21 protein-coding genes are annotated in these 23,201 nt (G+C 66.3%); 16 read left to right on the forward strand and 5 right to left on the reverse strand.

Going from position 1 to position 23,201, the window contains the following annotated elements; all coding sequences use genetic code 11:
• Positions 1 to 151: 151 nt before the first annotated feature.
• The 16 genes from L2D01_05005 to L2D01_05080 all read left to right on the forward strand — a co-directional run bounded on the left by L2D01_05005 (position 152) and on the right by L2D01_05080 (position 15,527).
• Positions 152 to 1,003 carry a thymidylate synthase gene (locus L2D01_05005; GenBank protein ID WBQ11140.1) on the forward strand — a complete coding sequence of 284 codons (852 nt, stop codon included), beginning with the start codon at positions 152 to 154 and terminating at the stop codon, positions 1,001 to 1,003.
• Between the two features lie 11 nt (positions 1,004 to 1,014).
• Entirely contained in the window at positions 1,015 to 1,206 is a 192-nt protein-coding gene (locus tag L2D01_05010; GenBank protein WBQ11141.1) for a hypothetical protein, read from the forward strand.
• The gene (locus L2D01_05015; protein WBQ11142.1) at positions 1,203 to 1,715 is read left to right on the forward strand and encodes a dihydrofolate reductase; all 513 of its coding nucleotides are present in this window, start codon (positions 1,203 to 1,205) and stop codon (positions 1,713 to 1,715) included. Before L2D01_05010 ends, L2D01_05015 begins: the two co-directional genes overlap by 4 nt.
• A gap of 138 nt (positions 1,716 to 1,853) precedes the next feature.
• Positions 1,854 to 3,014 (forward strand): FtsH protease activity modulator HflK, encoded by a 1,161-nt coding sequence (hflK, locus tag L2D01_05020; GenBank protein ID WBQ11143.1) that lies wholly within the window; start codon positions 1,854 to 1,856, stop codon positions 3,012 to 3,014.
• 3 nt (positions 3,015 to 3,017) lie between these two features.
• Positions 3,018 to 3,935 carry a protease modulator HflC gene (locus tag L2D01_05025; GenBank protein ID WBQ11144.1) on the forward strand — a complete coding sequence of 306 codons (918 nt, stop codon included), beginning with the start codon at positions 3,018 to 3,020 and terminating at the stop codon, positions 3,933 to 3,935.
• Entirely contained in the window at positions 3,935 to 4,129 is a 195-nt protein-coding gene (locus tag L2D01_05030; protein WBQ11145.1) for a DUF2065 domain-containing protein, read from the forward strand. Before L2D01_05025 ends, L2D01_05030 begins: the two co-directional genes overlap by 1 nt.
• Before the next feature lie 78 nt (positions 4,130 to 4,207).
• A complete protein-coding gene (locus L2D01_05035) occupies positions 4,208 to 5,605 on the forward strand; it encodes a Do family serine endopeptidase (GenBank protein ID WBQ11146.1) in 1,398 nt (465 codons plus the stop codon).
• Positions 5,602 to 6,549 (forward strand): tRNA (adenosine(37)-N6)-dimethylallyltransferase MiaA, encoded by a 948-nt coding sequence (gene miaA, locus L2D01_05040; protein WBQ11147.1) that lies wholly within the window; start codon positions 5,602 to 5,604, stop codon positions 6,547 to 6,549. The genes L2D01_05035 and miaA overlap by 4 nt, the downstream gene beginning before the upstream one ends.
• A complete protein-coding gene (gene ilvC / locus L2D01_05045; protein ID WBQ11148.1) occupies positions 6,546 to 7,535 on the forward strand; it encodes a ketol-acid reductoisomerase in 990 nt (329 codons plus the stop codon). Before miaA ends, ilvC begins: the two co-directional genes overlap by 4 nt.
• Positions 7,536 to 7,584: 49 nt before the next feature.
• Positions 7,585 to 8,355: a VTT domain-containing protein gene (locus L2D01_05050; GenBank protein WBQ11149.1), complete on the forward strand. Its 771-nt coding sequence runs from the start codon at positions 7,585 to 7,587 to the stop codon at positions 8,353 to 8,355.
• A 63-nt stretch (positions 8,356 to 8,418) separates the two neighbouring features.
• Positions 8,419 to 9,459, forward strand: coding sequence for a rod shape-determining protein (locus L2D01_05055; GenBank protein ID WBQ11150.1), 1,041 nt, complete (start codon positions 8,419 to 8,421; stop codon positions 9,457 to 9,459).
• 29 nt (positions 9,460 to 9,488) lie between these two features.
• Positions 9,489 to 10,421 carry a rod shape-determining protein MreC gene (locus L2D01_05060; GenBank protein ID WBQ11151.1) on the forward strand — a complete coding sequence of 311 codons (933 nt, stop codon included), beginning with the start codon at positions 9,489 to 9,491 and terminating at the stop codon, positions 10,419 to 10,421.
• Positions 10,421 to 10,945, forward strand: coding sequence for a rod shape-determining protein MreD (locus L2D01_05065; GenBank protein ID WBQ11152.1), 525 nt, complete (start codon positions 10,421 to 10,423; stop codon positions 10,943 to 10,945). Before L2D01_05060 ends, L2D01_05065 begins: the two co-directional genes overlap by 1 nt.
• Before the next feature lie 43 nt (positions 10,946 to 10,988).
• Positions 10,989 to 12,866, forward strand: a complete 1,878-nt coding sequence (mrdA, locus tag L2D01_05070) for a penicillin-binding protein 2 (GenBank protein WBQ11153.1) — start codon at positions 10,989 to 10,991, stop codon at positions 12,864 to 12,866.
• 3 nt (positions 12,867 to 12,869) lie between these two features.
• Complete coding sequence (gene rodA / locus L2D01_05075) at positions 12,870 to 14,015, forward strand: rod shape-determining protein RodA (protein ID WBQ11154.1); 1,146 nt, start codon at positions 12,870 to 12,872, stop codon at positions 14,013 to 14,015.
• 144 nt (positions 14,016 to 14,159) lie between these two features.
• On the forward strand, positions 14,160 to 15,527 hold the full coding sequence (locus L2D01_05080) for a sodium-dependent transporter (protein WBQ11155.1): 1,368 nt from the start codon (positions 14,160 to 14,162) through the stop codon (positions 15,525 to 15,527).
• Between the two features lie 93 nt (positions 15,528 to 15,620).
• Here the strand turns inward: L2D01_05080 and L2D01_05085 are convergent, their stop codons facing one another.
• The 5 genes from L2D01_05085 to L2D01_05105 form a co-directional block, all read right to left on the reverse strand.
• Positions 15,621 to 16,373: a cell wall hydrolase gene (locus L2D01_05085; protein ID WBQ11156.1), complete on the reverse strand. Its 753-nt coding sequence runs from the start codon at positions 16,371 to 16,373 to the stop codon at positions 15,621 to 15,623.
• A 228-nt stretch (positions 16,374 to 16,601) separates the two neighbouring features.
• Positions 16,602 to 19,268: a pyruvate, phosphate dikinase gene (gene ppdK / locus L2D01_05090; GenBank protein ID WBQ11157.1), complete on the reverse strand. Its 2,667-nt coding sequence runs from the start codon at positions 19,266 to 19,268 to the stop codon at positions 16,602 to 16,604.
• Between the two features lie 40 nt (positions 19,269 to 19,308).
• Complete coding sequence (gene glyS, locus L2D01_05095) at positions 19,309 to 21,696, reverse strand: glycine--tRNA ligase subunit beta (GenBank protein WBQ11158.1); 2,388 nt, start codon at positions 21,694 to 21,696, stop codon at positions 19,309 to 19,311.
• Between the two features lie 13 nt (positions 21,697 to 21,709).
• Positions 21,710 to 22,306 carry a glutathione S-transferase family protein gene (locus L2D01_05100; protein WBQ11159.1) on the reverse strand — a complete coding sequence of 199 codons (597 nt, stop codon included), beginning with the start codon at positions 22,304 to 22,306 and terminating at the stop codon, positions 21,710 to 21,712.
• Positions 22,306 to 23,187, reverse strand: a complete 882-nt coding sequence (locus L2D01_05105; GenBank protein WBQ11160.1) for a glycine--tRNA ligase subunit alpha — start codon at positions 23,185 to 23,187, stop codon at positions 22,306 to 22,308. The genes L2D01_05100 and L2D01_05105 overlap by 1 nt, the downstream gene beginning before the upstream one ends.
• Positions 23,188 to 23,201 lie beyond the last annotated feature (14 nt).

Here is a 23,201-nt window from a genome sequence, read left to right on the forward strand (position 1 = left end):
CTCAGCCGGTTCTGTCTGTCGAGCGGAATCTGACCGCCGCCCGGCGCGCTATGCGTTTTTCCACGCCGGTGATCAGCGGCGCTCTTGTCAGGACACGCGCTATGGCGCCGAATCGGGCCGAAATAGCGCCTCGAGACGAGCGGAGCGATTCATGGCGACTGCCCCCCTTCACGCCGATACGTCCAGCGCCGATTCAGGCTTCCCGGCCGAGCGCGCCTATCTCGACCTCCTGCGCGAGATCATCGAGACCGGCCACGACCAGACTGACCGCACCGGCACCGGCACGCGCGCGGTGTTCGGCCGCCAGATCCGCTGTGATCTGGCCGACGGCTTTCCGCTGCTGACCACCAAGAAGGTGCATTTCAAGTCCGTGGCCGTGGAGCTGCTCTGGTTCATCAAGGGGATGACCAATGTGCGCTGGCTGCAAGAGCGTGGCGTATCGATCTGGAATGAGTGGGCCGATGCCGACGGCGAGCTCGGCCCTGTCTATGGCAAGCAGTGGCGGCGCTGGACCGGCCCGGACGGGCGCGAGATCGATCAGCTGGCAGATCTGCTCGATGCCATCCGCACCACGCCGGACAGCCGCCGGCTGATCCTGTCAGCCTGGAACCCGGCGGACGTGCCCTCCATGGCCCTGCCGCCCTGCCACACCCTGTTCCAGTTCAAGGTGCTGGGCGGACGCCTGCACCTGCAGCTCTACCAGCGCAGCGCCGACATGTTCCTGGGCGTGCCGTTCAATATCGCCAGCTACGCGCTCTTGCTGTGCATGGTGGCGCAGGCGACGGGATATGAGCCGGGCGAATACATTCACACCTTCGGCGACGCCCACATCTACGCCAACCATAGGGACCAGGTGCGCGAGCAGCTCTCCCGCGGCCCCCGCCCGGCGCCTCGCCTGAATCTCGACCCTGCGATCACCGATCTGTTCGCGTTTGAGTACGAGCACATCACGCTGGAAGGCTATGACCCGCATCCGCCCATCAAGGCGCCGGTGGCGGTGTGAGGGGCGGCGGCATGAGGAAGGGTGCGGCCCTGCGCGCCTTCATGCTGGCCGCGATATTCGCGCTGGCGGCGACGGCGATCCTGGCATGGCCGGGTGTGGCGCGTTTCCTTGCGATTGATCGCTGCCTCGACGGCGGCGGCGCGTGGAACTATGCGCTCAATGTCTGCTGCTTCACTGAAGCTGAATGCGAACAAACCCGATGACTGATTTCCCCATCGCCCTCGTCGTCGCTGTCGCGCGCAATGGCGTCATTGGCCGGGATGGCGATCTTCCGTGGCGGATTTCGTCGGATTTGAAGCGCTTCAAGCAGGTCACGCTGGGCAAGCCGGTGGTGATGGGGCGCAAGACCTGGGACAGCCTGCCGCGCAAGCCGTTGCCCGGCCGGGTCAATATAGTCGTGAGCCGCACGCTGGCCGATGCGCCGGGCGTGCTGGTCTGCCGCGATCTGGACGCCGCGCTGGAGGCGGCTGAGGCCGCCGCCCTGGCCGAGGGCGCACCGGAAATCTGCATCATTGGCGGCGCGCAGATTTACGCCGCTGTGCTGGACCGGGCCGCGCGCATCTATCTCACTGAAGTTGAGCTGGAGCCGGAAGGCGATTCGCGCTTTCCCGAGCTGGACCCGGCGGTGTGGCGCGAGGTCTCCGCCGAGCACGTAGCGCGGGGCGAGGGCGATGACGCCGCCTTTACAGCGCGGGTGCTGGAGCGGGTGTGAGCCCGGCCTCACTGCGCACCGGTGCGTGTCACATGTCCGGTTTCCCTTGAACCTTGGGCGTTCAGCGTTCAGATACTGCACGGACAGCGCACGCTTTGCGGCGGCGCACGGGTTTCACGCCAGGAGACGGGAAACACTATGCCCTGGAATAATAATGCAGGCGGCGGCGGTCCGTGGGGATCGTCCGGCGGCGGCGGCGGCAAGAACAATAATCCCTGGGGCAGCGGACCGAAGGGTCCGCGCCGCGGCCCCGGCGGTCAGGAACCGGATCTGGAAGACGCCGTGCGCAAATTCCAGGCATGGCTCGGCGGCCTGTTTGGCGGGCGCGGCGGTGGCGGCGGCGGGCTCGCCGGTCTGGTCATCGTAGCGGCGGTCTTCGTCTGGGTCGCAGTTCCCGGCAATTTCTACTATTTCGTCGGCGCTGATCAGAACGGCGCCATCCTGCGCTTTGGCGAGTACCAGCGCATCGAAGATCCCGGCCTGCGTCTGAAACTGCCGTATCCGGTGGAAACCGTGGAGCTGGAGTCGGTCACGACCGTGCGTGAGATCCGCGTCGGAACCACGCCGCAGGAAAGCCTGATGCTGACGCGCGACGAGAATATCGTCGACATCACCTTCACGGTGCAGTGGCGCGTCGATCTGACCCGGCCCGATGGCGAGGGCGTACGCGACTTCCTGTTCAATGTGCGCGATCCCGAAGCCACGGTGAAAGCCGTGGCCGAGAGCGCCATGCGCGAAGTGGTCGGCACCAACGATCTGCAGCCGATTATCACCCAGGCCCGCGCCGAAGTGGGCCGCCGCGCGCGTGACATCCTACAGACCGCGCTCGACAACTATTCGGCGGGCATCCAGGTGCTGGAAGTCCAGCTTCAGGAGGCGACCCCGCCGGCCACGGTCATCGACGCCTTCCGTGACGTGGACGCGGCGCGTCAGGACCGCACCCGGCTTGAGCTGGAAGCGCGCGCCTACGCCAATACCGTCATTCCCGAAGCGCGCGGTGAAGCGTCACGCATCGACGAGCAGGCACGCGGTTATCGCGAGCGCGTGATCGCCGAGGCGGCGGGTCTGGCTGACCGCTTCAACTCCATTTACGCCGAGTACCAGCTGGCGCCGGACGTGACGCGCCGCCGGATGTATCTCGAAACCATGGAGCAGGTGCTGGGACGGTCCGACCTGATGATCCTGGAACAGGATGGCGGCGCGGTGCCTTACCTGCCGCTCGACAGACTCGGACAGAACCGGGGTGCGGCCCCCCAGAACAGCGCGACCCAGTCGCGCGGCCGCACGGGAGGCCAGTAAGCCATGCGTACGATCATCTATCTCATCCTTGCTTTGGTCGTCGTCGGTGTCATCGTCCTGATGAACTCGCTCTACGTGGTCACCGAGCGTCAACAGGCGCTGGTGTTGCGGTTCGGTGAGCCGGTCGGCGTAGTCAACGCCATTGTCGATCCGCAGAACCCGCGCCCGAGCGAAGCCGGGCTGCACTTCCGCACGCCGTTCGTGACCACGGTCACGATGTTCGACAAGCGTAATCTCGAGTTCGACACCAATCCGGCTGAAATCCTGGCGTCGGACCAGGAGCGGATCGTCGTGGACGCCTTCCTGCGCTACCGGGTGGTCAATCCGCTGCGCGTGTTCCAGACGGTGCGCGACGAGCGCGGCCTGCGCCAGCGCCTGCAGGCGATTATGGACGACTCGGTGCGCGGCGTCGTCGCCTCCATGCCGTCCAACGAAATCATCTCCGGACAGCGCGCCGAGCTGATGGAACGCATCCGCGTCGCGGTCGAGACCCAAGCGCTCAACCAGGACCTCGGGATTGAAGTCATTGATGCGCGCATCAAGCGGGCCGATCTGCCCCAGCAGATCGCCACTCAGGTGTTCGAACGCATGCGCGCCGAACGCCAGCAGGAAGCGGCGCAGATCCGCGCCGAGGGTGAGCAGCGCTCACGCGAAGTGCGCGCTGACGCCGACCGCCAGGTGGAGGTCATTCTGGCCAATGCCCGTGCGGATTCCGAGCGCATCCGCGGTGAAGGCGATGGCGAACGCAACCGCATCTTCGCCGGCGCCTATGGCCAGGATCCCGAGTTCGCCGACTTCTACCGCACCATGATCGCTTACGAGACGGCCATGCGGGCCGGAACGCCGATCATCGTGCCCGCCGACTCGGAGTTCTTCCGCTATTTCCGCAGTGAGCGCGGCACGGCTCCGTCGCCGCGCTGATGCTGGAATGGGTGCTGATCGGGCTGGGCGTGGCGTGCGTCATTGAAGGCGTGTGCTACGCCGCCGCTCCCGGCGCCATGAAGCGGATTGCCGCAGCGGCCGCCATGACCGACCCGTCGCACCTGCGGCTGGCCGGACTGGCGGCGGTCGCGTTCGGGGTGGGGATTGTCGCGCTTGTGACCGGGACGGCGTAAAGCGCGCGCACACGTCCTCTTGGCGCGAGGCGCCATGGCGCGTTAAGTCTTTGTAGACCTCGCCGCCGGAGCCGCCCCATGCGCCCTTACGTTTTTTTCGCCGCCAGCATCACCCTGCTCCTCGCGGCCCCCGGCGCGGCCTTTGGCCAGCCTTCCGAAGGCTTTGCTAACCTGAACGACCGCCTCAGCCCCGCCGTTGTGAATATCGCCACGGCCCAGCGGGTCGGCGCGGCGGATGGCCTGCCCGTGTTTCCGCCCGGCTCGCCGCTGGAGCGTTTCAACGACATGCTGGGCGAGGGGCCGCGCATGGCCCGCTCTCTGGGGTCCGGCTTCATCATTGACGGTGAAGGCCTGGTCATCACCAACAACCACGTCATCGAGGAAGCCGACGCCGTCGAGGTGGTGCTGCAGGACGGGCGCGTGCTGCCGGCCGAGGTGATCGGGCGTGACCCGGCCACGGACCTGGCGGTGTTGCGCGTGGACGCCGGCGAAGTGTTGCCCCATGTCGAATTTGGCGATAGCGATGCGGCGCGTGTCGGCGACTGGGTGGTGGCCATCGGCAATCCGTTTGGCCTCGGCGGTTCGCTCACTGTGGGCGTGATCAGCGCACGCGGGCGCGATATCGGTGGCCAGTATGACGACTATCTGCAAAGTGACGTGTCCATCAATCGTGGCAATTCGGGCGGGCCGCTGTTCAATCTGGATGGCGACGTCATCGGCGTGAACACGGCGATTTTCTCGCCAACGGGCGCCAGCGTCGGGATTTCCTTCTCGGTGCCCAGCGCGGTGGCCCAGCCGGTCATCGCCCAGCTCATTGAATATGGTGAAACGCGCCGGGGCTGGCTGGGCGTGAACGTCCAGCCCGTGACGCCGGACATGGCGCGCGCCATGGGTCTGTCATCGGCGCGCGGCGCGGTGGTGACGAGGATCGATCCCGAGGGCCCCGCCGCCTCCAGCGGCCTGCAGCCCGGTGATGTCATTCTGGCCATCGCCGGACGCGCGGTCGCCGATGACCGCCGTCTGACGCGCATCGTCGCCGAGACCGAGCCCGGCGCACGCGTCCGGCTGGAAGTGTTCCGGCGCGGCGAATCCCTGACGCTGGATGTCGAGATCGCCCGCCTGCGCGAGAGGGCGCCGTCCACGCGCCCCGGCGTGCGCAATGGGGGGGAGACCGCGCCGGCCGAGCCCGCCAGCGCCAGCCTGTTCGGCCTGACTCTTGCGCCGCTGACCGATGCGCTGCGCCGGCAGTACCGCGTGCATCCCGACGCGGAAGGGCTGGTGGTCACCGCCGTGGACGCCGCCAGCGATGCCGCGGGCAAGGTGCGGGTCGGCGATGTGCTTGAAGAGATCGCCTGGACGCGGGTGGAGAGCCTGACCCAGGCGCGCGAGACCGCCGAGGCCGCGCGCGCCAGCGGGCCGGTTCTGGTCACGCTGAACCGGCAGGGCCAGTACCTGCTCCAGACCCTGCGCGGGTGAGCCTTCGCCGGGACATATTGCTCCTTGGCGGCCCGACCGCGTCGGGCAAGTCGGCGCTGGCGATCCACGCCGCGCGGCGCCTGGACGCGGAGATCATCAACGCCGACTCCCTTCAGGTGTATGACGGCCTGCGCATACTCACCGCGCGGCCCGGGGCGGACGACACGGGCGATGTCCCGCATCACCTGTTCGGGATGATTGATCCGGGCGAGCGCTGCTCTGTCGGGCGCTGGACGCGTCTGGCGGTGGACCTCATTGATGACGTTCGCAGCCGCGGACGGCGCATCGTGCTGGCGGGTGGCACGGGGCTCTATTTCAAGGCGCTGCTGGACGGGTTGGCGCCGGCGCCGGACATCCCCACTGAAATCCAGGCCGAAATTGACGCTCTCTACGCCAGCGGCGGCGTCGAGGCGTTGCGCACTGAAGCCGAGCGGCTTGACCCGGTGGGCGCGGCGCGCGTCGAGGCGGGCGACCGCCAGCGGCTGATGCGCCTGATCGCCGTGGCGCGCGCGTGCGGGCGGTCTTTGTCGCAGCTGCAGGCCGATACCCGGCCGCTGATCGATCCGGCGAGCGCACTGGGCGTGGCGATCCTGCCGGACCGGGCTGCGCTCTACGCCCGAATCGAGGCGCGCTTTGATGTGATGATCGAAGGCGGCGCGCTGGATGAAGCGCGCATGATCGCCGGACGTGCGCTCGCGCCGGACTTGCCAGCCATGAAGGCGGTAGGCCTGCCGCCTTTGCTGGATCATCTAGCCGGGCGCATCACCCTTCAGGAGGCGGTCGAAACCGCCAAGCGCGACAGCCGCCGCTACGCCAAGCGCCAATTCACCTGGTTTTCCAACCAGCATCCCGATTGGGCGCGCATGACCAGCCTTGACCCGAAAGGCGCCTGCGCCGAGCTTGAGGCCATTCTGGACGCCCATTTTGAAAGCACGCCATCATGACTGACGTCCTTTACGAAGCCGATATTGATCGCGCGCCGCTGGACGGGCGCACGCTGGCGATCATCGGCTATGGCAATCATGGCCGCTCCCATGCGCTCAATCTGCGCGACACGGGCATGCAGGACATTCTGGTCGCGCTGCGCGAGGGATCGCCCAACCGGGCGCGGGCTGAAGGCGACGGGTTTGAAGTGGTGAGCCTGGCTGAGGCGGCCCGGCGCGCCGACATTGTCTCCTTGCTGGCCGCCGACGAGGCTCACGGCGAGATCTGGCGCGAGCACATCGCGCCGCACCGCCAGCCGGGTCAGGCGCTGATCCTGTGTCATGGCTTTTCCATCGATTACGGGCTGATCGATCCAGCGCCGGATGGCGATGTGGTGCTGGCCGCCGCCAAGGGGCCGGGCGGGGCGGTGCGGTCAGCGTTCCAGCGCGGCGGCGGGCTGTTGGGATTCTGGGCCGTGCACCAGGACGCCAGCGGCGGCGCCGGAGATTTGGCGAAAGCCTATCTCGCGGGCCTCGGGTGCGGACGGGCGGGCATCCGCGAAACCAGCTTCCGCGAGGAGGCGCTGGCCGACATTCTGGGCGAGCAGGCCGTGCTGGTGGGCGGCGTGTGCGCGCTGGCCCGCGAGGGGTTTGAAACATTGATACACGCCGGCATCAGCCCGGAAATGGCGTATATCGACACCGTTCACGAGATCAAATACATCGCCGATCTGATCCATGAGCGGGGCATGGCGGGCATGTATGAAGCCATCTCCGACACTGCCGAGTTCGGCGCGCACGAGGTGGAGGGCGCCATCCGCGAAGCGGTCCGTCCGGTGTTTCAGGCCATTGTGGAGGACGTGACATCCGGCGCATTTGCGCAGCGCTGGGTCGCGGACTATGAGAACGGGCGAAAAGCGCTTATGGCGCGGCGCAACGCGGCCGCCGCTCACCCGGTGGAAACGGCCGGCGACGCGATCCGGGCCGGGGCGGCGCGGCGCAGCTGACGGCGCCGGACTTACAAAGGACCGCGTCTGCGCGCGGGGCGGGAGTAGCATGCGGCTGGATTCAGTGATCCGTTTCTTCTCCAACATGGACGCGCGCGCCGTGCGTGCAGTGGTCATTTCGCTGGGCCTGTTCGCGCTGGTGGCGCTTATGTTCGTGGTCGGGCGCAGCGGGCTGGTGGATTCCGACGCCATCAACGCCTGGCTCGGCGCGACGGCGCGCCACTGGTATTACGCGCTGCCGGCCACCATTCTGGCCTTCACCGTGCTGGCCTATATCGGCGCGCCGCAGTTTGCGCTGATCGCGGCGTGCGTCCTCGCCTTCGGGCCGTGGAGCGGGTCGGGCTATGCCTGGATCGCCACGCTCGTCTCGGCCAGTGTGACTTTCTATACCGGTCGTCTTGCCGGCGCCGACGTGGTGCGCCGCTATGGCGGGCGCACGGTGAACCGCATTTCGGAATTCGTCGGGCGCAACGGCTTCTGGGCCAGCATGATTATCCGCAACGTGCCAAGCGCGCCGTTTATTGTGGTCAACATGGCCGCGGGCGTGTCCCGGATGACGTTTCTGGCGTTCATCGCCGGGACAGCCATCGGGATCATTCCGAAAATCGCCCTGGTCGCCTTCGCCGGACGCGGGGTGATCGAGCTGGTGGGCGGCGGCAGTCTGTGGCTTGCGGCGTCCGCGCTTCTGGCCGCCGGGGGGTGGCTGGGCGCCATGCTCATCGCCCGGCGCTGGCTCAGCGGTGCTGAGGACAGCGAAGCTGCTGACAGGGAAGCGGGTGACGTGCTTGCAAAGACGCCCGGACCATCGCACAAGGAATAGAGCCAAATTTTACCATAGGCGCACGCGTCTTTGGCGCGGGCGCCGGATCATACGGGTCATGCCATGTTCTCCAGCCTGTTCGGCCTGCTGAGCGCCGACATTGCGATCGATCTGGGGACCGCGAACACGCTGGTCTACGTCAAGGGCCGCGGCGTTGTGCTGAACGAGCCTTCGGTGGTCGCCTACAAGATCGAAAAAGGGCGCAAGCACGTCCAGGCCGTGGGCGCTGAAGCCAAGCTGATGCTGGGCAAGACGCCGGGCAATGTGGAAGCCATCCGCCCCATGCGCGACGGCGTGATCGCCGATTTCGAAGTCGCGCAGGAAATGATCAAATACTTCATCCGCAAGGTGCACAACCGGCAGGCCTTTGTCAGCCCGCAAGTGGTGATCTGCGTGCCGTCCGGCGCGACCGCAGTGGAGCGCCGCGCAATCCATGAAAGCGCCGCCAGTGCGGGCGCGCGCAAGGTCTATCTCATTGATGAGCCGATGGCCGCCGCCGTGGGCGCGGGCCTGCCTATCGACGAGCCCACCGGCTCCATGATCGTGGACATTGGCGGCGGCACGACCGAGGTCGCGGTCATGTCCCTGTCGGGCATCGTCTACTCGCGTTCGGTGCGCGTGGGCGGCGACAAGATGGACGAGGCCATCATCAATTATATCCGCCGCTCGGCGAACCTCCTGATCGGCGAGACCAGCGCCGAGCGCATCAAGAAGGAAATCGGCTCGGCCATGCCGCCGCTCAAAGGCGAAGGCCTGACCCTGGACATCAAGGGCCGCGACCTGATGAACGGCGTGCCCCGCGAGATCGTCATCACCGAGGCGATGATCGCCGACGCGCTGGCCGAACCGGTCGAGCAGATCGTCGAGGCCGTCAAGCAGGCGCTGGAAGCCACACCCCCGGAGCTGGCGGCCGACATCGTGGACAAGGGCATTGTGCTCACCGGCGGCGGAGCGCTTCTGCGCAATCTCGACACTGAGCTGCGTGATCGCACCGGTCTGCCCGTCAGCCTGGCGGATGAGCCATTGTCATGCGTCGTGCTGGGCTGCGGCAAGGCAGTTGAGAATTTGCGCTTGTGGCGGCCCATTCTGGCCGAAGCGGTGTAACGCACCAGCGCGACGAACGGGGATGAGTGTTGGCGCAGCGCTGGACCGGGAGACGGCAGGTAGATGACGGGGTCCGCTTTGCGCCGACCCTGACCATCGTCTGTCTGGCGGTCGCCATCGTGCTCGCCTTTCTTGATCGTCCCGATGCCCGCATCCAGCCGCTGGCCAATATGCGCGCCGGGTTCAATGATCTCGCGGCGCCGGTCCTGGAACTCGCCGCGCGGCCCTTGCGCGGGTTCGCCAATACTGGTCCGTGGTGGCGCACTCAGCTGGCTTTGGCCGAAGAGAACCGCCAACTGCGCCTGCAGGTCTCCGAGCTGCGCGCCTGGCGCGATGTCGCTCTGGCCGGGCAGGAGCGCAATGCGCGCTATCGCGAAGCTCTGAATCTGCAAGCCCCTGACGCAGGCGAGCGGATCACCGCCTGGACGGTGGCGGACCGCTCCAACGCCTTCGTGCGATCACGCCTGGTGGGCGCCGGGGCGGACGCCGGCGTGCGCGCAGGCTTTCCCGCGGTGAATGTCTACGGTCTTGTGGGGCGCATCGTGGATGTCGGGCGAAGCTCCTCGCGCATCCTGCTTTTGACCGACCTCAACAGCCGCGTCGCGGTGATGGCCGACCGGTCCAATGCACGTGCGCTTCTGCTCGGCGATAACACCGGCCAGCCGCGTCTGGAGTATCTCAGCCGGGAGCCCGATCTGATGGTGGGCGACCGCATCGTCACGTCGGGCGATGACAATGTCCTGCCGCGCGGCCTGCCGGTGGGGCAGGCCTTCCTCGACAACGAGGGACGGTGGCGCGTGGCGCTGTACAGCGACGCCGCGCCGCTGGATCTGGTGTGGATCTGGCCGTTCAACGCTGTGGCGGACCCGGGCGAAGAGCCTGAGCCCGTCTTCCCGATTCCGGGGCCGATTGAGGACGTGGCCGGCATGGCCGCACCGGTGGTGTCCGAGGGGGAAGGCTGATGCGGGTTGGGCGCGACAGCAATGCTCTGTGGCCGTCGGTCGCCGGGTTCATCGTGTCGCTGGTGCTGGCGCTGGTGCTGTACACCGCGCCGTCGAGCGTCGGCGGGCTGCCGGACCTGACGCCGTCCCTGCCTTTGATCGCCCTGTACATCTGGGCGGTGCGGCGGCCCTGGTTTGTGTCGCCGCCGGTCATCCTGCTGGTCGGTCTGCTGCAGGACCTGATCAGCGGCGGCGTTATGGGTGTCTGGGCGCTGGCCTATCTGGCGGCGTTCGCTATCGCGCGGCCGCGCAGCGACGAGGGCGCCGCTGACCTAGTGCCGCTCACTGTCCGGTTTGTCGTGCTGTCCCTGCTGGCGTTCGGCTTTGCTTGGGGGGTAGGGTCAGCGGCCATCGGTGTTCCGGCGGGGGTGATGCCGTTGATTACCGAAGCGATTGTGACCATTCTGGTGTTTCCAATGCTGGGATGGGTGTTTGCACGGCGTAAAGAACGCTCTGCCATGTTCAACTCCGGCCGCGGCGGATGAGCTGACGCGATCAATGCGCCCCGAAGCATGAGGCCCAAGCGGCATGCGACGCGACAAGCAGGAGTTCCAGGCGCGGTTTAACCGGCGCGTGATGCTGCTGGGCGGCGCGGGCGCCCTCATGTTCGCCGGTCTGGGCGGCCGACTCTATACCCTGCAAATCCTTGAGCAGGACCGCTACCGCACCCTGTCCGACAGCAATCAGTTCAGCTTCCGCCTCCAGCCGCCCATGCGCGGACGTATTCTGGACCGGTTCGGCGAACCGCTGGCGGAGAACCGCGACAATTACCGGCTCTTTATCGTGCCCGAACAGGCGGGAAATCCGGCGCAGGCGCTGGAGCGGCTGGCGCGCCATCTGCCGATCAGCGAGCAGCGCATGGAGCGCTTGCTGTTCCAGATTGCGCGCGCGCCTCGGTTTCAGCCGGTGACCGTGGCCGAAGATCTGGACTGGGAGACGTTCGCGCGTATCAACCTGCACCTGCCCGAACTGCCGGGCATTCTGCCGGACGTGGGCGAGGTGCGCACCTATCCCCATGCCCAAGTCATGTCTCATGTCACCGGCTATGTTCAGGTCGCGTCGGTAGACGTCGCGCAGAATGACCGGCTGCTGCTCCATCCCGGCTTCCGGATCGGTCGCGCCGGGGCGGAGATCGCCAATGAACACACGCTGCGTGGTGCTCCGGGCCAGTTGAAGGTGGAGGTCAACGCCTTTGGCCGGGTGATCCGCGAGATGCCCGAGCAGTCCATCCCGGCGCGCGCCGGCGGCGACGTGCCGCTGAGCATCGATTTGCGCGCCCAGCGCACGGCGATGCAGGCGCTGGGTCAGGAATCGGCTGCGGCTGTGGCGCTGGACATGACCAATGGCGAGCTGCTGGTGCTGGCCTCGACACCCGGCTTTGACCCCAACGCTTTCGTCCTGGGCATTGGCCAGAGCGAGTTCAATGCGCTTAACACCAACGAATTGCGTCCCCTGTTCAACAAGGCGACCACGGGTCTGTATGCGCCCGCCTCCACCATCAAGGGCATGATCTCCATGGCGGCGCTGGAGCATGGGCTGATCAGCCCCACCGAGCGCATCCATTGTTCGGGCAGCGTGGTCCTGGGCGATCGCCGGTTCCATTGCTGGCGGCGCGAGGGTCACGGCCACGTCCACATGCACGATGCGATCAAAGTGTCGTGCGACACGTATTTCTATGAAGTGGCGCGCCGGCTGGGCATTGACCGTATCCGCGATATGGCGGTGCGGTGCGGGCTGGGTCAGCTGTTTGATATCGGTCTGCCCATCCCCGATCGCGCCTCGGGCCTTGTGCCCAGCGCGGCCTGGAAGCGCGCCCGGCGTGGCCAGCCCTGGACCACAGGCGACACGTTCAATACCGGCATCGGTCAGGGCTATATGCTGACTTCCCCGCTCCAGCTTGCGGTGATGACCGCGCGCGTGGCGACGGGCAGGGCGGTCATGCCGACCCTCGCGCTGCGCCCGCAGGGTTTCGAGTTTGAACCGCTGGGCTTTGATCCTGAACACGTTAGCGCGGTGCACCGGGCCATGCATGGCGTGGTCAATGAACCGGGCGGCACGGCGTACTGGACGCTGCATCCGGGTCTGGGCGTGCCCGACGCCCAGATGTGCGGCAAGACCGGTACGGCGCAGGTCTATTCCATCACACCGGAAGAGCGCGCCCGCGGGGTGCGCGACCAGGACGATCTGCCCTGGCGGCTGCGCAATCACGGCCTGTTTGTGGGATACGCCCCGTCGGACAATCCGCGCTATGCGGTCGCCGTGGTGGTCGAGCATGGCATGGGCGGCACCCGCTCCGCGGCGCGTCCGGCGCGCGATATCTTGCGCGATCTGGTGGAACGCGACCCGGCCGGGAGCCGGCCCGAAGCCGTCGCCGAGCTGGCGCGCACAACCGGGCGGGAGGGCTGACGCATGGGCGTCTTCACCCAGTCGGTCCCGCGCGGCCTGCGCGAGAAACTTTACGAGATCAACTGGGCGCTGGTTCTGCTGATCATCCTGATCGGCATGATCGGCGTGGGCATGTTGTATTCGGTCGAAGGCGGGCAGTGGGACCCCTACGCCTCGCGCCATGCCGTGCGCTTCGCCGCCGGCTTCGCCGTGATGCTCACCGTGGCCCTGGCGCCGCCCCGCCTGTGGATGGGGCTGGCCTATCCGGCGTATCTGGGCGCGCTGATCCTTCTGGTCGGAGTGGAGTTTTTCGGCTCGGTCGCCATGGGCGCCAAGCGCTGGCTGGAGATCGGCCCCATCCGCATGCAGCCATCGGAAATCATGAAGATCGCGCTCGTGCTGGCCCTGGCGCGCTACTACCACGACCTGGAAGAACACCGCGTCTCCAGCCTGTTAGGCCTGCTCATCCCGGTCATGATGATCGCCGCCCCGGTGCTGCTGGTGTCGCGCCAGCCGGATCTGGGCACCTCGGTGCTGATTGCGGCCACCGGTCTGGTGATCGTATTCCTGGCCGGCCTGTCCTGGCGGGTGATCGGCGCGGGCGCGGTGTTCGGCGCCATCGGCGTCTGGGGGCTGCTGCAATACGGGCTGAAGGAATATCAGCGCGAGCGCATCTTCACCTTCCTCAATCCGGAAGCTGACCCGCTGGGCGCCGGCTATCAGATCATGCAGTCCAAGATCGCGCTCGGCTCAGGGGGCATGACGGGCAAGGGATACATGGAGGGCAGTCAGGCTCACCTCAATTACCTGCCTGAAAAACAGACCGATTTCATTTTCACCATGCTGGGGGAAGAATTCGGATTTGTCGGCTGCATCGTGGTGTTGGGGCTCTACGCCATCCTGTTGATGAATTGTCTGATGATCGCCGCATCGTGCAAGTCGACTTTCCTGCGCCTGGTGGTGATGGGGGTGGCCTCCACCTTCGCCTTCTATGTCTTCATCAATGCAGGCATGGTGATGGGGCTATTCCCCGTGGTTGGCGTGCCGCTGCCCATGATCTCCTATGGCGGATCGGTGATGATGACTGTGCTCATCGGGCTGGGATTGATCCTGGGCGCCCACGTGCATCGCGGCGCCGAGCCGCCCAAAGGCGCCGGGCTGTTCGGATAGCGGCGCCAAGGGCGCCCGCCAGCTTGACCGGGCGCGCCGGATCGCCCACCCTCCCGCGCCAAATGGCCCTGTTAACGCAGGGCTTCACTGTGAGTTGCGCGTCCTTGACCGGATGCGCCGGGCGTCAAACGGGGAGATCACTTCATGGCCGGTGGCGGGACGATTACCTGGAACTCGCGGTTCGGGTTCCTGATGGCGGCGATCGGCTCGTCCGTGGGCCTGGGCAATTTCTGGCGCTTTCCCTATACCGCCGGCGAGAATGGCGGCGCCGTTTTCGTTCTGGTGTATCTGGCCTGCGTCATCCTGATCGCCTTTCCCATCCTGATCGCGGAGCTGGCGGTGGGCCGCCATGCGCGCCGCTCCGCCGTCGGCTCGACCCGCAAGATGGCGTTCGACGCCGGCGCCTCGGAGATGTGGTCCATCGCCGGCTGGGTGGCCATGGCGGGCGGGGTGATGATCCTGTGCTTCTATTCGGTGGTGGCAGGCTGGGTGGCGGCCTATATCTTTGAAATGGCGACGGGCGGGTTGGTGAATGCCGCGCCTGAGGAGATCGCATCCTCTTTCGGGAATCTGGTCGCAGACGTTCCCAAGGTGATCGGTTGGCATAGCCTGTTCATGGTGATGACCATCGGCATTGTGTGCCTGGGCGTTACCCAGGGCATCGAGCGGGCGGTCACCATTCTGATGCCGCTCTTCTTCCTGATGCTGGTGGGCCTGGTGGTTTATGCCGGGATGACCGCGGATATGGGCGCAGCGCTGAGTTATCTGTTCACCCCCGACTTCAGCGAGCTGACCGGGCAGACCCTGATTGCGGCGCTCGGCCAGGCCTTCTTCTCCATCGGGGTGGGCGGGGCGATCATGATCACCTATGGCTCCTATCTGCGCCGTGACGACAACCTGCCCCAGTCGGCGACCATCATCGCCGGCGCCGACACCCTGGTGGCGATCATTGCGGGTCTGGCCATCTTCCCGTTCGTGTTCGCTTTCGGACTCAATCCGGCTGGTGGTCCTGGCCTGTTCTTCGAAACCCTGCCGGCGGTGTTCGCGCAGATGCCGGGCGGACAGTGGGTGGGCACCGCCTTCTTCTCCCTGGCGTTCATCGCCGCCCTGACCAGCTCGATTTCGCTTTTGCAGGTGATCGTGTCCTTTGGCGAGGAGCATACTGACTTTGGCCGTGTCGGCTCGGCGGTGTTCTTTGGCGCCATCATCTTCATGTTCGGCGTGGGCGCGGCCTTCTCGGGCGGGTTCTTTGACGTGCTGGACAAGGTGTCGGGCACGGTCCTGCTGCCGCTGGGCGGCCTCCTGATCGCGGTATTCACCGGCTGGATCGTGTCGCGTCAGCTCATGCTGACCGAACTCGAGCAGGCGAGCACAGCCTTCTTCGGCTACTGGCGCTTTTCGGTCCGTTATATCGCGCCCGTCGCCGTGGCGCTGATCATCATCGCGGGCCTCGCCGACACGTTCAGCATCCCGCTGCCTTTCCTGGGCCAGACCGAGGTGGCGACGGACTGATCGCGCGCGGCGCATCCAGCTGGCGCATTACAATGAAAAGCCCCGGAGCAGCGCTGCTCCGGGGCTTTGTCTATTGAGGCTGGATGCAGCCTGTCAGGCTTCGCGCTCTCTCAGCAGACGCCGCTCGGACGGGCTGGGGATGCGGTAGAAGATGTGCGCGCCAATGCGGCGTGTCTGCACCAGCGAGGCGTTCCAGACCGGATCGACCTGCGTGGTGTGATAGTGCGTGGCCGAGCGCGTCATCGGCCGGGCAAAGCCCATCAGCGCATGATCGGCGACCAGCTCGGCCCGCCGCCAGGCGCGGCCTTGCGCGGTGCGGTCCAGCGACCCGTCGCAGGTGAAAGAGAACTGGCACCCGGTGACGCGCTCGGAGCCCTGATAGACCACGCCGCAAACCGTTTCGGGGTAGGCGCGGTGACGCACCCGGTTGAGCACGACCTCGGCCACGGCCAGCTGCCCGGCAAAGCTTTCGCCGCGCGCTTCGTAATAGACCGCTTCGGCCAGGCACTGGCGCTCGCGGGCATTCAGGCGCGCGCGCTGCAGGTGTCCGGCGTCAAAGCTGCGCAAATCGTCCAGCGAGCGGGTCACCACGGCGGCGCTCATTTCGGTGTCGGGCGCAATGGTGTAAGTGGCCGCGACCAGCTGGGCAGGCGCGTCCCATTCCATGGTGTCGCCGGCCTCGAGATAGGCGACCGCCAGGCTGCGCCAGACGGCGGCCTCGTCCTGTTCGCGCGCCCGTTCGGGCGCCAGGGTGACCGCTCCGGCCACCAGCACAAGCGCCGCTGTCGCAGCGGCGCCTTTCAGTGCAGTCCGTGAACGCCGGATAAGATCCTTGGCGGCCAGCATGCAGTCTCCGTCTTGGGCGCTTCGTTTGCGCCGCGCGAAACAGCGGGCGGTCCGAAGCGTCGGCCCGCATCAGGGATTTACGAGAAATTCCTGTGCAAGGATTGAACCATTAAGAGGGGACGTATGTCGCCCGAAGCCGCCGGTCAATAGTGTTGAGGTGAGGCGAAAATTAGGCAGAGCTTGTGCGCTGCAGCAATAACGGCCCAAGTCACCTGCCAGTCAAGGCGATCACGATTTCGCGCGCAGGGCCGCCTGAGCCGCCGCCAGACGCGCAATGGGGACGCGGTATGGCGAACAGGACACATAGTCGAGCCCGGCTGATTCGCAGAACTGGATCGAGGCCGGGTCGCCGCCATGCTCCCCGCAAATGCCAAGCTTCAGCCCCTCGCGCGCCCCGCGTCCGCGCTCGACGGCGATGCGGATGAGGTCCCCGACCCCCTCCTGATCGAGGGAGACGAAGGGGTCTTTTTCAAAAATCCCGGCTTCGAGATAATCGCCCAGGAACTTGCCGGCATCGTCGCGTGACAGGCCGTACGTGGTCTGGGTGAGGTCGTTGGTGCCGAAGGAGAAGAACTCGGCATGGACCGCGATGTCGGCGGCGCGGAGCGCGGCGCGCGGCAGCTCGATCATGGTGCCGATGAGATAGATCGGCGCCACGCCGGTTTCGCTTTCCACCTGGCGCGCCACGGCGGCGACGCGCACTTTGAGGATTTCCAGCTCGCGCGCCACGGCCACCAGCGGGATCATCACCTCGGCCACCGGTTTGACGCCGGTTTCCTTTTCCACCAGCGCCTGCGCCTCGAAAATGGCGCGCGCCTGCATCTCGTAAATCTCCGGATAGGTGATCCCCAGGCGGCAGCCGCGATGGCCCAGCATCGGATTGGTTTCCGACAGATCGCGCGCGCGCTGCATCAGCGCATCGGCGGACAGGCCGGTGGCTTGCGATACCGCCACCACATCGTCAGCGGTGTGGGGCAGGAATTCGTGCAGCGGCGGATCGAGCAGGCGGATGGTGCACGGCCGGTCTTCCATGATGCGGAAAATGGCCGCGAAATCATCGCGCTGCATGGGCAGGATTTTCGCCAGCGCCTTGATGCGCCCGGCCTGGCTGTCGGCCAGGATCATCTCGCGCACCGCCGCGATGCGGTCAGCGTCAAAGAACATGTGCTCGGTGCGGCACAGGCCGATGCCCTCGGCGCCGAACTCGCGCGCGGTCTGCACGTCGCCGGGCGTGTCGGCATTGGTGCGCACCTTCATGCGGCGGGCCTTGTCGGCCCAGACCATCAGCGCGCCGAACTCGCCGGTCAGTTCCGGCTTGATCATCGGGGCTTCGCCGAACAGAACCTCGCCCGTGGCGCCGTCCACGGTGATGATATCGCCCTGGCGGATGGTGCGCCCGCGCGTGGTGAAGAGTTTCTCCGCCGCATTGATGCGGATCTCGCCCGCTCCGGACACGCAAGGCCGGCCCATGCCGCGCGCCACCACGGCAGCGTGAGACGTCATGCCGCCGCGCGCGGTCACGATGGCCTGGGCCGCATGCATGCCGTGAATATCCTCCGGGCTCGTCTCCATGCGCACCAGGATGACCTTCAGCCCCTGGGCGGCCATGGTTTCGGCCTCATCGGAATCAAACACCGCCTGGCCGCTGGCCGCGCCGGGCGAGGCGGGCAGGCCCTTGGCCAGCACATCGCGCTCATAGCTGTCATCGATGGTGGGGTGCAAAAGCTGGTCGAGCTGGGAAGGATCGATGCGCAGCACCGCTTCCTCTTCACCGATCAGGCCTTCAGCCACCATGTCCACGGCGATTTTCAGCGCCGCGCGCGCGGTGCGCTTGCCCGACCGGGTCTGCAGCATCCACAGCCGGCCGCGCTCCACGGTGAACTCGATGTCCTGCATGTCGCGATAGTGGCGCTCCAGCCGGTCGAACACGTCGGTCAGCTCGGCGAACACCTCGGGAAGGGCTTCTTCCATGGAGGGCTGGGTGTCGCCCATGCGCTCGCGCATGGATTGGGTCAGGCATTGCGGCGTGCGGATGCCCGCCACAACGTCCTCGCCCTGGGCGTTGATCAGGAACTCGCCGTAATAGCCCGCCTCGCCATTGGACGGATCGCGGGTGAAGGCGACGCCGGTGGCGGACGTATTGCCCATATTGCCGAACACCATGGCCTGGACATTCACCGCCGTGCCCCAGCTGGCGGGGATGTCGTACATGCGCCGGTAGGTGATGGCCCGGTCATTCATCCACGAGCCGAACACCGCCGAGATGGCGCCCCAGAGCTGGGCGCGCGGATCGGTGGGGAAGGGGTGGCCCAGCGCCTCTTCCACGGCGCGCTTGTACTCAACGATCACCTCGGCCCATTCGTCGGCGGTGATCTCGGTATCGAGCGTGTAGTCGCGGTCCTCCTTGAACATTTCAAGGATTTCCTCAAACGTCTCGTGCGGCACGCCCAGCACCACGTCGGAATACATGGTGATGAAGCGGCGATAGGAATCCAGCGCAAAACGCCGGTCGCCCGACAGCGTGGCCAGGCCCTCGGCCGTCTCGTCGTTGAGGCCCAGATTGAGCACGGTGTCCATCATGCCCGGCATGGACGCGCGCGCGCCCGAGCGCACCGACACCAGCAGCGGATTGGCCGGATCGCCAAAGCGCTTGTCCACCTTGGCTTCAAGGTCGGCCAGAGCCGCCTCCACCTGGGCGTCCAGATCGGCCGGGTAATTGCGGTCATTGTCGTAATAGGCTGTGCACACGCCGGTGGTCAGGGTGAAGCCCGGCGGCACAGGCAGGCCCAGGCGCGCCATCTCGGCCAGGTTCGCGCCCTTGCCGCCCAGCAGATTCTTGTCATTGCGGTCGCCGTCAGAGGCGCCGGCGCCGAACGTGTACACCCACTTGGTCATATCAAGGCCTCATCATTTTCGCCCGCGCGCCGGACAGGCATCAGCCTTCCAGCCGGGAAAAATCCGCCACCGCGTCCGCCGCGGCGCGAATCCGCGACAGAAGCACCAGTCTGTTGCGACGCACAATAGGGTCTTTGTCGTTCACGACAACCGCCTCGAAGAAGGCGTCCACCGGCCCGCGCAATTGGGCGAGGGCGGACATGGCGGCGGAGAAGTTTTCCGTTGTGAGTGCAGCTTGGGCCGCAGCTTCCGCGTTTCCGATTGCGATCACGAGGGCGCGCTCTTCAGGCGCGCTGGCGGTCTCGGCGATTCTGGAGAGAAGGCTGGACGCGTCATCGCCCTGAACCTCGGCCAGCGCGGCGCTGAGATCAAACCCCTTCTTCTCCTCCGCCGAGAGGATATTCGCCGCCCGGCGATACCCCGCCAGCAGCGCTGCCCCGTCCGGCGTATCCAGGAAAGCCTGCAGCGCGCGGGACTTTTTCGTCACGCGCACAAGGTCGTCGTCGCCGAGTGCGAACACGGCGTCGATGACGTCATGGCGGATGCCTTCGTCCTTCAGATGGACTTTCAGGCGGTCGGCGAAGAAGTTCATCAAATCGATGGCCTCAGGGTGCGCCTTTCGCCAAATTTGCTCTTCAATGTCTTCCGGAACGCCCGCTCGTTTTTCCCAGATCAGGCGCGTGAGTTCGGTTTGGTCGTCGAAAATCTGTGACAGACCTGAGCTGCCGATTCGATGTCCTAACGCTTGCATTTTATTGGCATACAAAAAGATGTGAGTGGCTAGAGAGTGTCGGAGTATGACACGCTTCATCTCAATTCGATGGGCGTCCACTATGACAACCTTGATAACCCCCAGCGCCGCCCGCCGCAGCGCGAACGGGTCTTTGGACCCTGTCGGCTTTTCGTCGATCGCCCAGAAGCCCACCAGCGTGTCCAGCTTGTCGGCCAGCGCCACGGCGGCGCTCACCGGCGCGGTGGGGACAGCGTCGGAGGGGCCTTGCGGCTTGTAGTGATCGCGGATGGCGTCGGCGACTTGCTGGCGGTCTGATGCGGAGAGACCCGTGAGCTCCCCCCCTCGGCCCTTCGGGCCACTCCCCCCGCGAGCGGGGGGAGACAGGGGGGCGTCTTGTCCTCCCCCGCTTGCGGGGGAGGTGTCCGCGAAGCGGACGGAGGGGGGATCTCCTGCCTGGAGCGCCAGATACCGCCCCATCACGCCTTGCAATTCAGGAAACTCATAGACCATCTGGCTGACCAGATCGGCCTTGGCGAGTTTGGCGGCCAGCTCGGCCAGGTCCGGGTTGGCGCCCACGTGCTCAGCAAGCTCGCGCGCCAGCGCGGCGACCCGCGCCGTCTTGTCCGCCACCGTCCCCAGCTTGTCGTGGAACGTCACCTTGGACAGCTCGCTCGCCATCGCCTCAAGGCCCTTGGCGCGGTCCAGGTCCCAGAAATGGCGGGCGTCGGACAGGCGGGCCGAGAGCACGCGGGCATTGCCCGCGGCGATGGCGGCGCCGCCGTCCGGGGCGGTCTGGTTGGCGATGGTGACAAATTTGGGCGCCAGCGCGCCGGATTTGGGATCGCGCACCGCGAAGTATTTCTGGTGGGTGCGCATGGTCAGGGTGATGACCTCGGGTGGCAGGTCGAGGAAGCCGGTATCCATGTCGCCCATCACCGCCACCGGGTGCTCGGCCAGGCCCGTGACCTCGTCCAGCAGGCCCTCATCCTCGATGAGTTCGAGGCCGGCTTTCGCGCACACGGCGCGCGCCCCGTCGAAAATGGTCTGGCGCCGCTCGGCGCGGGTCAGGATGACGCCATTGGCTTTGAGCTTCTGCGCATAGTCGGCATAGCCCGTCACCGTGAACGGGCCGGAGCCGTGTATCCGGTGACCTTGCGTGATGTTGGAGGCGGTGAGGCCAAACACCTCCACCGGGACGACCTGGCCATCGAGGAGGCAGATCAGCCGGTGCAGCGGCCGCACCCAGCGCTGGGCTTTTGCGCCTTCGCCGAACTTCATGGATTTGGGCCAGGGGAAGCTGCGCGCGATCTCAGGCAGGGCGGTTTTGAGCACCTGCGCCGTGTCGCGGCCCGGCGTCTCAATCAGGGCGATATAGAACGAACCCTTCTTGTCCTCGCGCACACTGCACTGGTCTAGGCTGGACAGCCCGGCGCCGCGCAGGAAGCCCTCGATGGCTTTTTCAGGTGCATCGGTGCGCGGCCCCTTGCGCTCCTCGCGCACGGCTTCGGTCTTCAGCGGCAGGCCGGACATGGCCAGGCCCAGCCGGCGCGGGCCGGAGAAAGCCTCCAGAGTGTCCCAGTTGAGCCCCGCGCCTTTGAGCGCATCGCCCAGCAGGCGCGCAAGATCGGCCTCGGCGCGCGCTTGCATGCGGGCGGGGATTTCCTCGCAGAAGAATTCGATGAGCAGGTCAGCCAAGGTGCGGTGTCCGTCAGGTATTGGTTGCTTGCATGCGCGCATAGGCCGGCCGGGCGTGCAGCCGGTCGATATAGCGGTCAATGGACGAGTTTTCGCCCATCAGCTTGAAATGTTTCAGCCAGCCCAGCGCCCCGCCGATCAATATGTCAGCCGCGCTGAAACGGTCGCCGAGGATATACTCGCCATCGGACAGGCGCCGCTCCACCAGCGACAGGACCGTGTCCCAATCGCCCCAGCCGACCATGCGCGGGTCCACATCCAGGCCCTGAGACTTCGTAATGATCGCCGGCTCCAGCACGCCGGGGCGGAACACCGACCAGTAGAGATAATCGGCGCGCCTGGGATCGCCGATGGCGGGCGCGAGCCCAGCGTCCGGGAAGGCGTCGGCGAGATAGAGCGAAATGGCGGCCATCTCGGTCAGGGTCTTGCCGTTATGGCGGATGGCCGGGACCTTGCCCGCCGGGTTCACCGCCAGAAAGTCCGGCCCGCGCGTGGCGCCGCCGAATACATCCACCTTGCGCAGCTCGTACGGCACGCCCAGCTCCTCCACCAGCCAGACCGTGCCGGTGGAGCGTGTATTGGGTCCGTGCCAGACGGTGAGGTTGGTCATTACGCGGCGTCCTTTTGCTGATGGGCCACCCACGCGCTCGCGCACCCTTTGGCCAGCTCGCGTACCCGCGCGATCCAGCTGGCGCGTTCCGCCACGGAGATGGCGCCGCGGGCATCGACCAGATTGAACAGGTGCGACGCCTTCAGGCACCAGTCATAGGCGGGCAGGGGCAAAGGCGGGTCCAGAGCAAGCAGGGCCATGCACTGCTTTTCCGCGCCCTTGAACCATTCGATGAGCATATCGACATCGGCATGCTCGAAATTGAAGGCCGATTGCTGGCGCTCGTTTTCGAGGAATACGTCGCCATAGGACAGCCCGGCGCCGTTGAAATCGAGATCGTAGACATTCTCCACGCCCTGGACATACATGGCGAGGCGCTCGAGGCCGTAGGTCAGCTCGCCCGAAACCAGCTCCACATCCAGCCCGCCGACCTGCTGAAAGTAGGTGAATTGGCTCACCTCCATGCCGTCGCACCAGACCTCCCAGCCCAGCCCCCAGGCGCCCACGGTGGGGTTTTCCCAGTCATCCTCCACAAAGCGCACATCGTGAAGTTTGCGGTCGATGCCGATAGCGTCCAGCGAACCGAGATAGAGGTCCTGAATGTCCGCCGGGCAGGGCTTCAGGAGCACCTGGTATTGATAATAATGCTGCAACCGGTTGGGGTTTTCCCCATAGCGCCCGTCGCCCGGACGGCGCGAGGGCTGCACATAGGCCGCGCGCCAGGGCTTCGGTCCCAGCGAGCGCAACGTGGTGGCTGGATGCAGCGTGCCGGCGCCCACCTCGATGTCATAGGGCTGCAGAATCGCGCAGCCCTGATCGGCCCAGTAGCGGTGCAGGGTGAGGATCAGGTCCTGAAACGAGGGCGCGTTGCGGGCGGTCATGGCGGGTCCGGACT

This window comes from Hyphomonadaceae bacterium ML37 (assembly GCA_027627685.1).
In the GTDB taxonomy this organism is placed as follows: Bacteria; Pseudomonadota; Alphaproteobacteria; order Caulobacterales; family Maricaulaceae; genus Oceanicaulis.

Excerpts from the sequence above, each read along its gene's own strand:
- L2D01_05005 (WBQ11140.1), top strand. The coding sequence starts at position 152 with ATGGCGACTGCCCCCCTTCACGCCGATACGTCCAGCGCCGATTCAGGC.
- L2D01_05010 (WBQ11141.1), top strand. The coding sequence starts at position 1,015 with ATGAGGAAGGGTGCGGCCCTGCGCGCCTTCATGCTGGCCGCGATATTC.
- L2D01_05015 (WBQ11142.1), top strand. The coding sequence starts at position 1,203 with ATGACTGATTTCCCCATCGCCCTCGTCGTCGCTGTCGCGCGCAATGGC.
- hflK (WBQ11143.1), top strand. The coding sequence starts at position 1,854 with ATGCCCTGGAATAATAATGCAGGCGGCGGCGGTCCGTGGGGATCGTCC.
- L2D01_05025 (WBQ11144.1), top strand. The coding sequence starts at position 3,018 with ATGCGTACGATCATCTATCTCATCCTTGCTTTGGTCGTCGTCGGTGTC.
- L2D01_05030 (WBQ11145.1), top strand. The coding sequence starts at position 3,935 with ATGCTGGAATGGGTGCTGATCGGGCTGGGCGTGGCGTGCGTCATTGAA.
- L2D01_05035 (WBQ11146.1), top strand. The coding sequence starts at position 4,208 with ATGCGCCCTTACGTTTTTTTCGCCGCCAGCATCACCCTGCTCCTCGCG.
- ilvC (WBQ11148.1), top strand. The coding sequence starts at position 6,546 with ATGACTGACGTCCTTTACGAAGCCGATATTGATCGCGCGCCGCTGGAC.
- L2D01_05050 (WBQ11149.1), top strand. The coding sequence starts at position 7,585 with ATGCGGCTGGATTCAGTGATCCGTTTCTTCTCCAACATGGACGCGCGC.
- L2D01_05055 (WBQ11150.1), top strand. The coding sequence starts at position 8,419 with ATGTTCTCCAGCCTGTTCGGCCTGCTGAGCGCCGACATTGCGATCGAT.
- L2D01_05065 (WBQ11152.1), top strand. The coding sequence starts at position 10,421 with ATGCGGGTTGGGCGCGACAGCAATGCTCTGTGGCCGTCGGTCGCCGGG.
- mrdA (WBQ11153.1), top strand. The coding sequence starts at position 10,989 with ATGCGACGCGACAAGCAGGAGTTCCAGGCGCGGTTTAACCGGCGCGTG.
- rodA (WBQ11154.1), top strand. The coding sequence starts at position 12,870 with ATGGGCGTCTTCACCCAGTCGGTCCCGCGCGGCCTGCGCGAGAAACTT.
- L2D01_05080 (WBQ11155.1), top strand. The coding sequence starts at position 14,160 with ATGGCCGGTGGCGGGACGATTACCTGGAACTCGCGGTTCGGGTTCCTG.
- L2D01_05085 (WBQ11156.1), bottom strand. The coding sequence starts at position 16,373 with ATGCTGGCCGCCAAGGATCTTATCCGGCGTTCACGGACTGCACTGAAA.
- ppdK (WBQ11157.1), bottom strand. The coding sequence starts at position 19,268 with ATGACCAAGTGGGTGTACACGTTCGGCGCCGGCGCCTCTGACGGCGAC.
- L2D01_05100 (WBQ11159.1), bottom strand. The coding sequence starts at position 22,306 with ATGACCAACCTCACCGTCTGGCACGGACCCAATACACGCTCCACCGGC.
- L2D01_05105 (WBQ11160.1), bottom strand. The coding sequence starts at position 23,187 with ATGACCGCCCGCAACGCGCCCTCGTTTCAGGACCTGATCCTCACCCTG.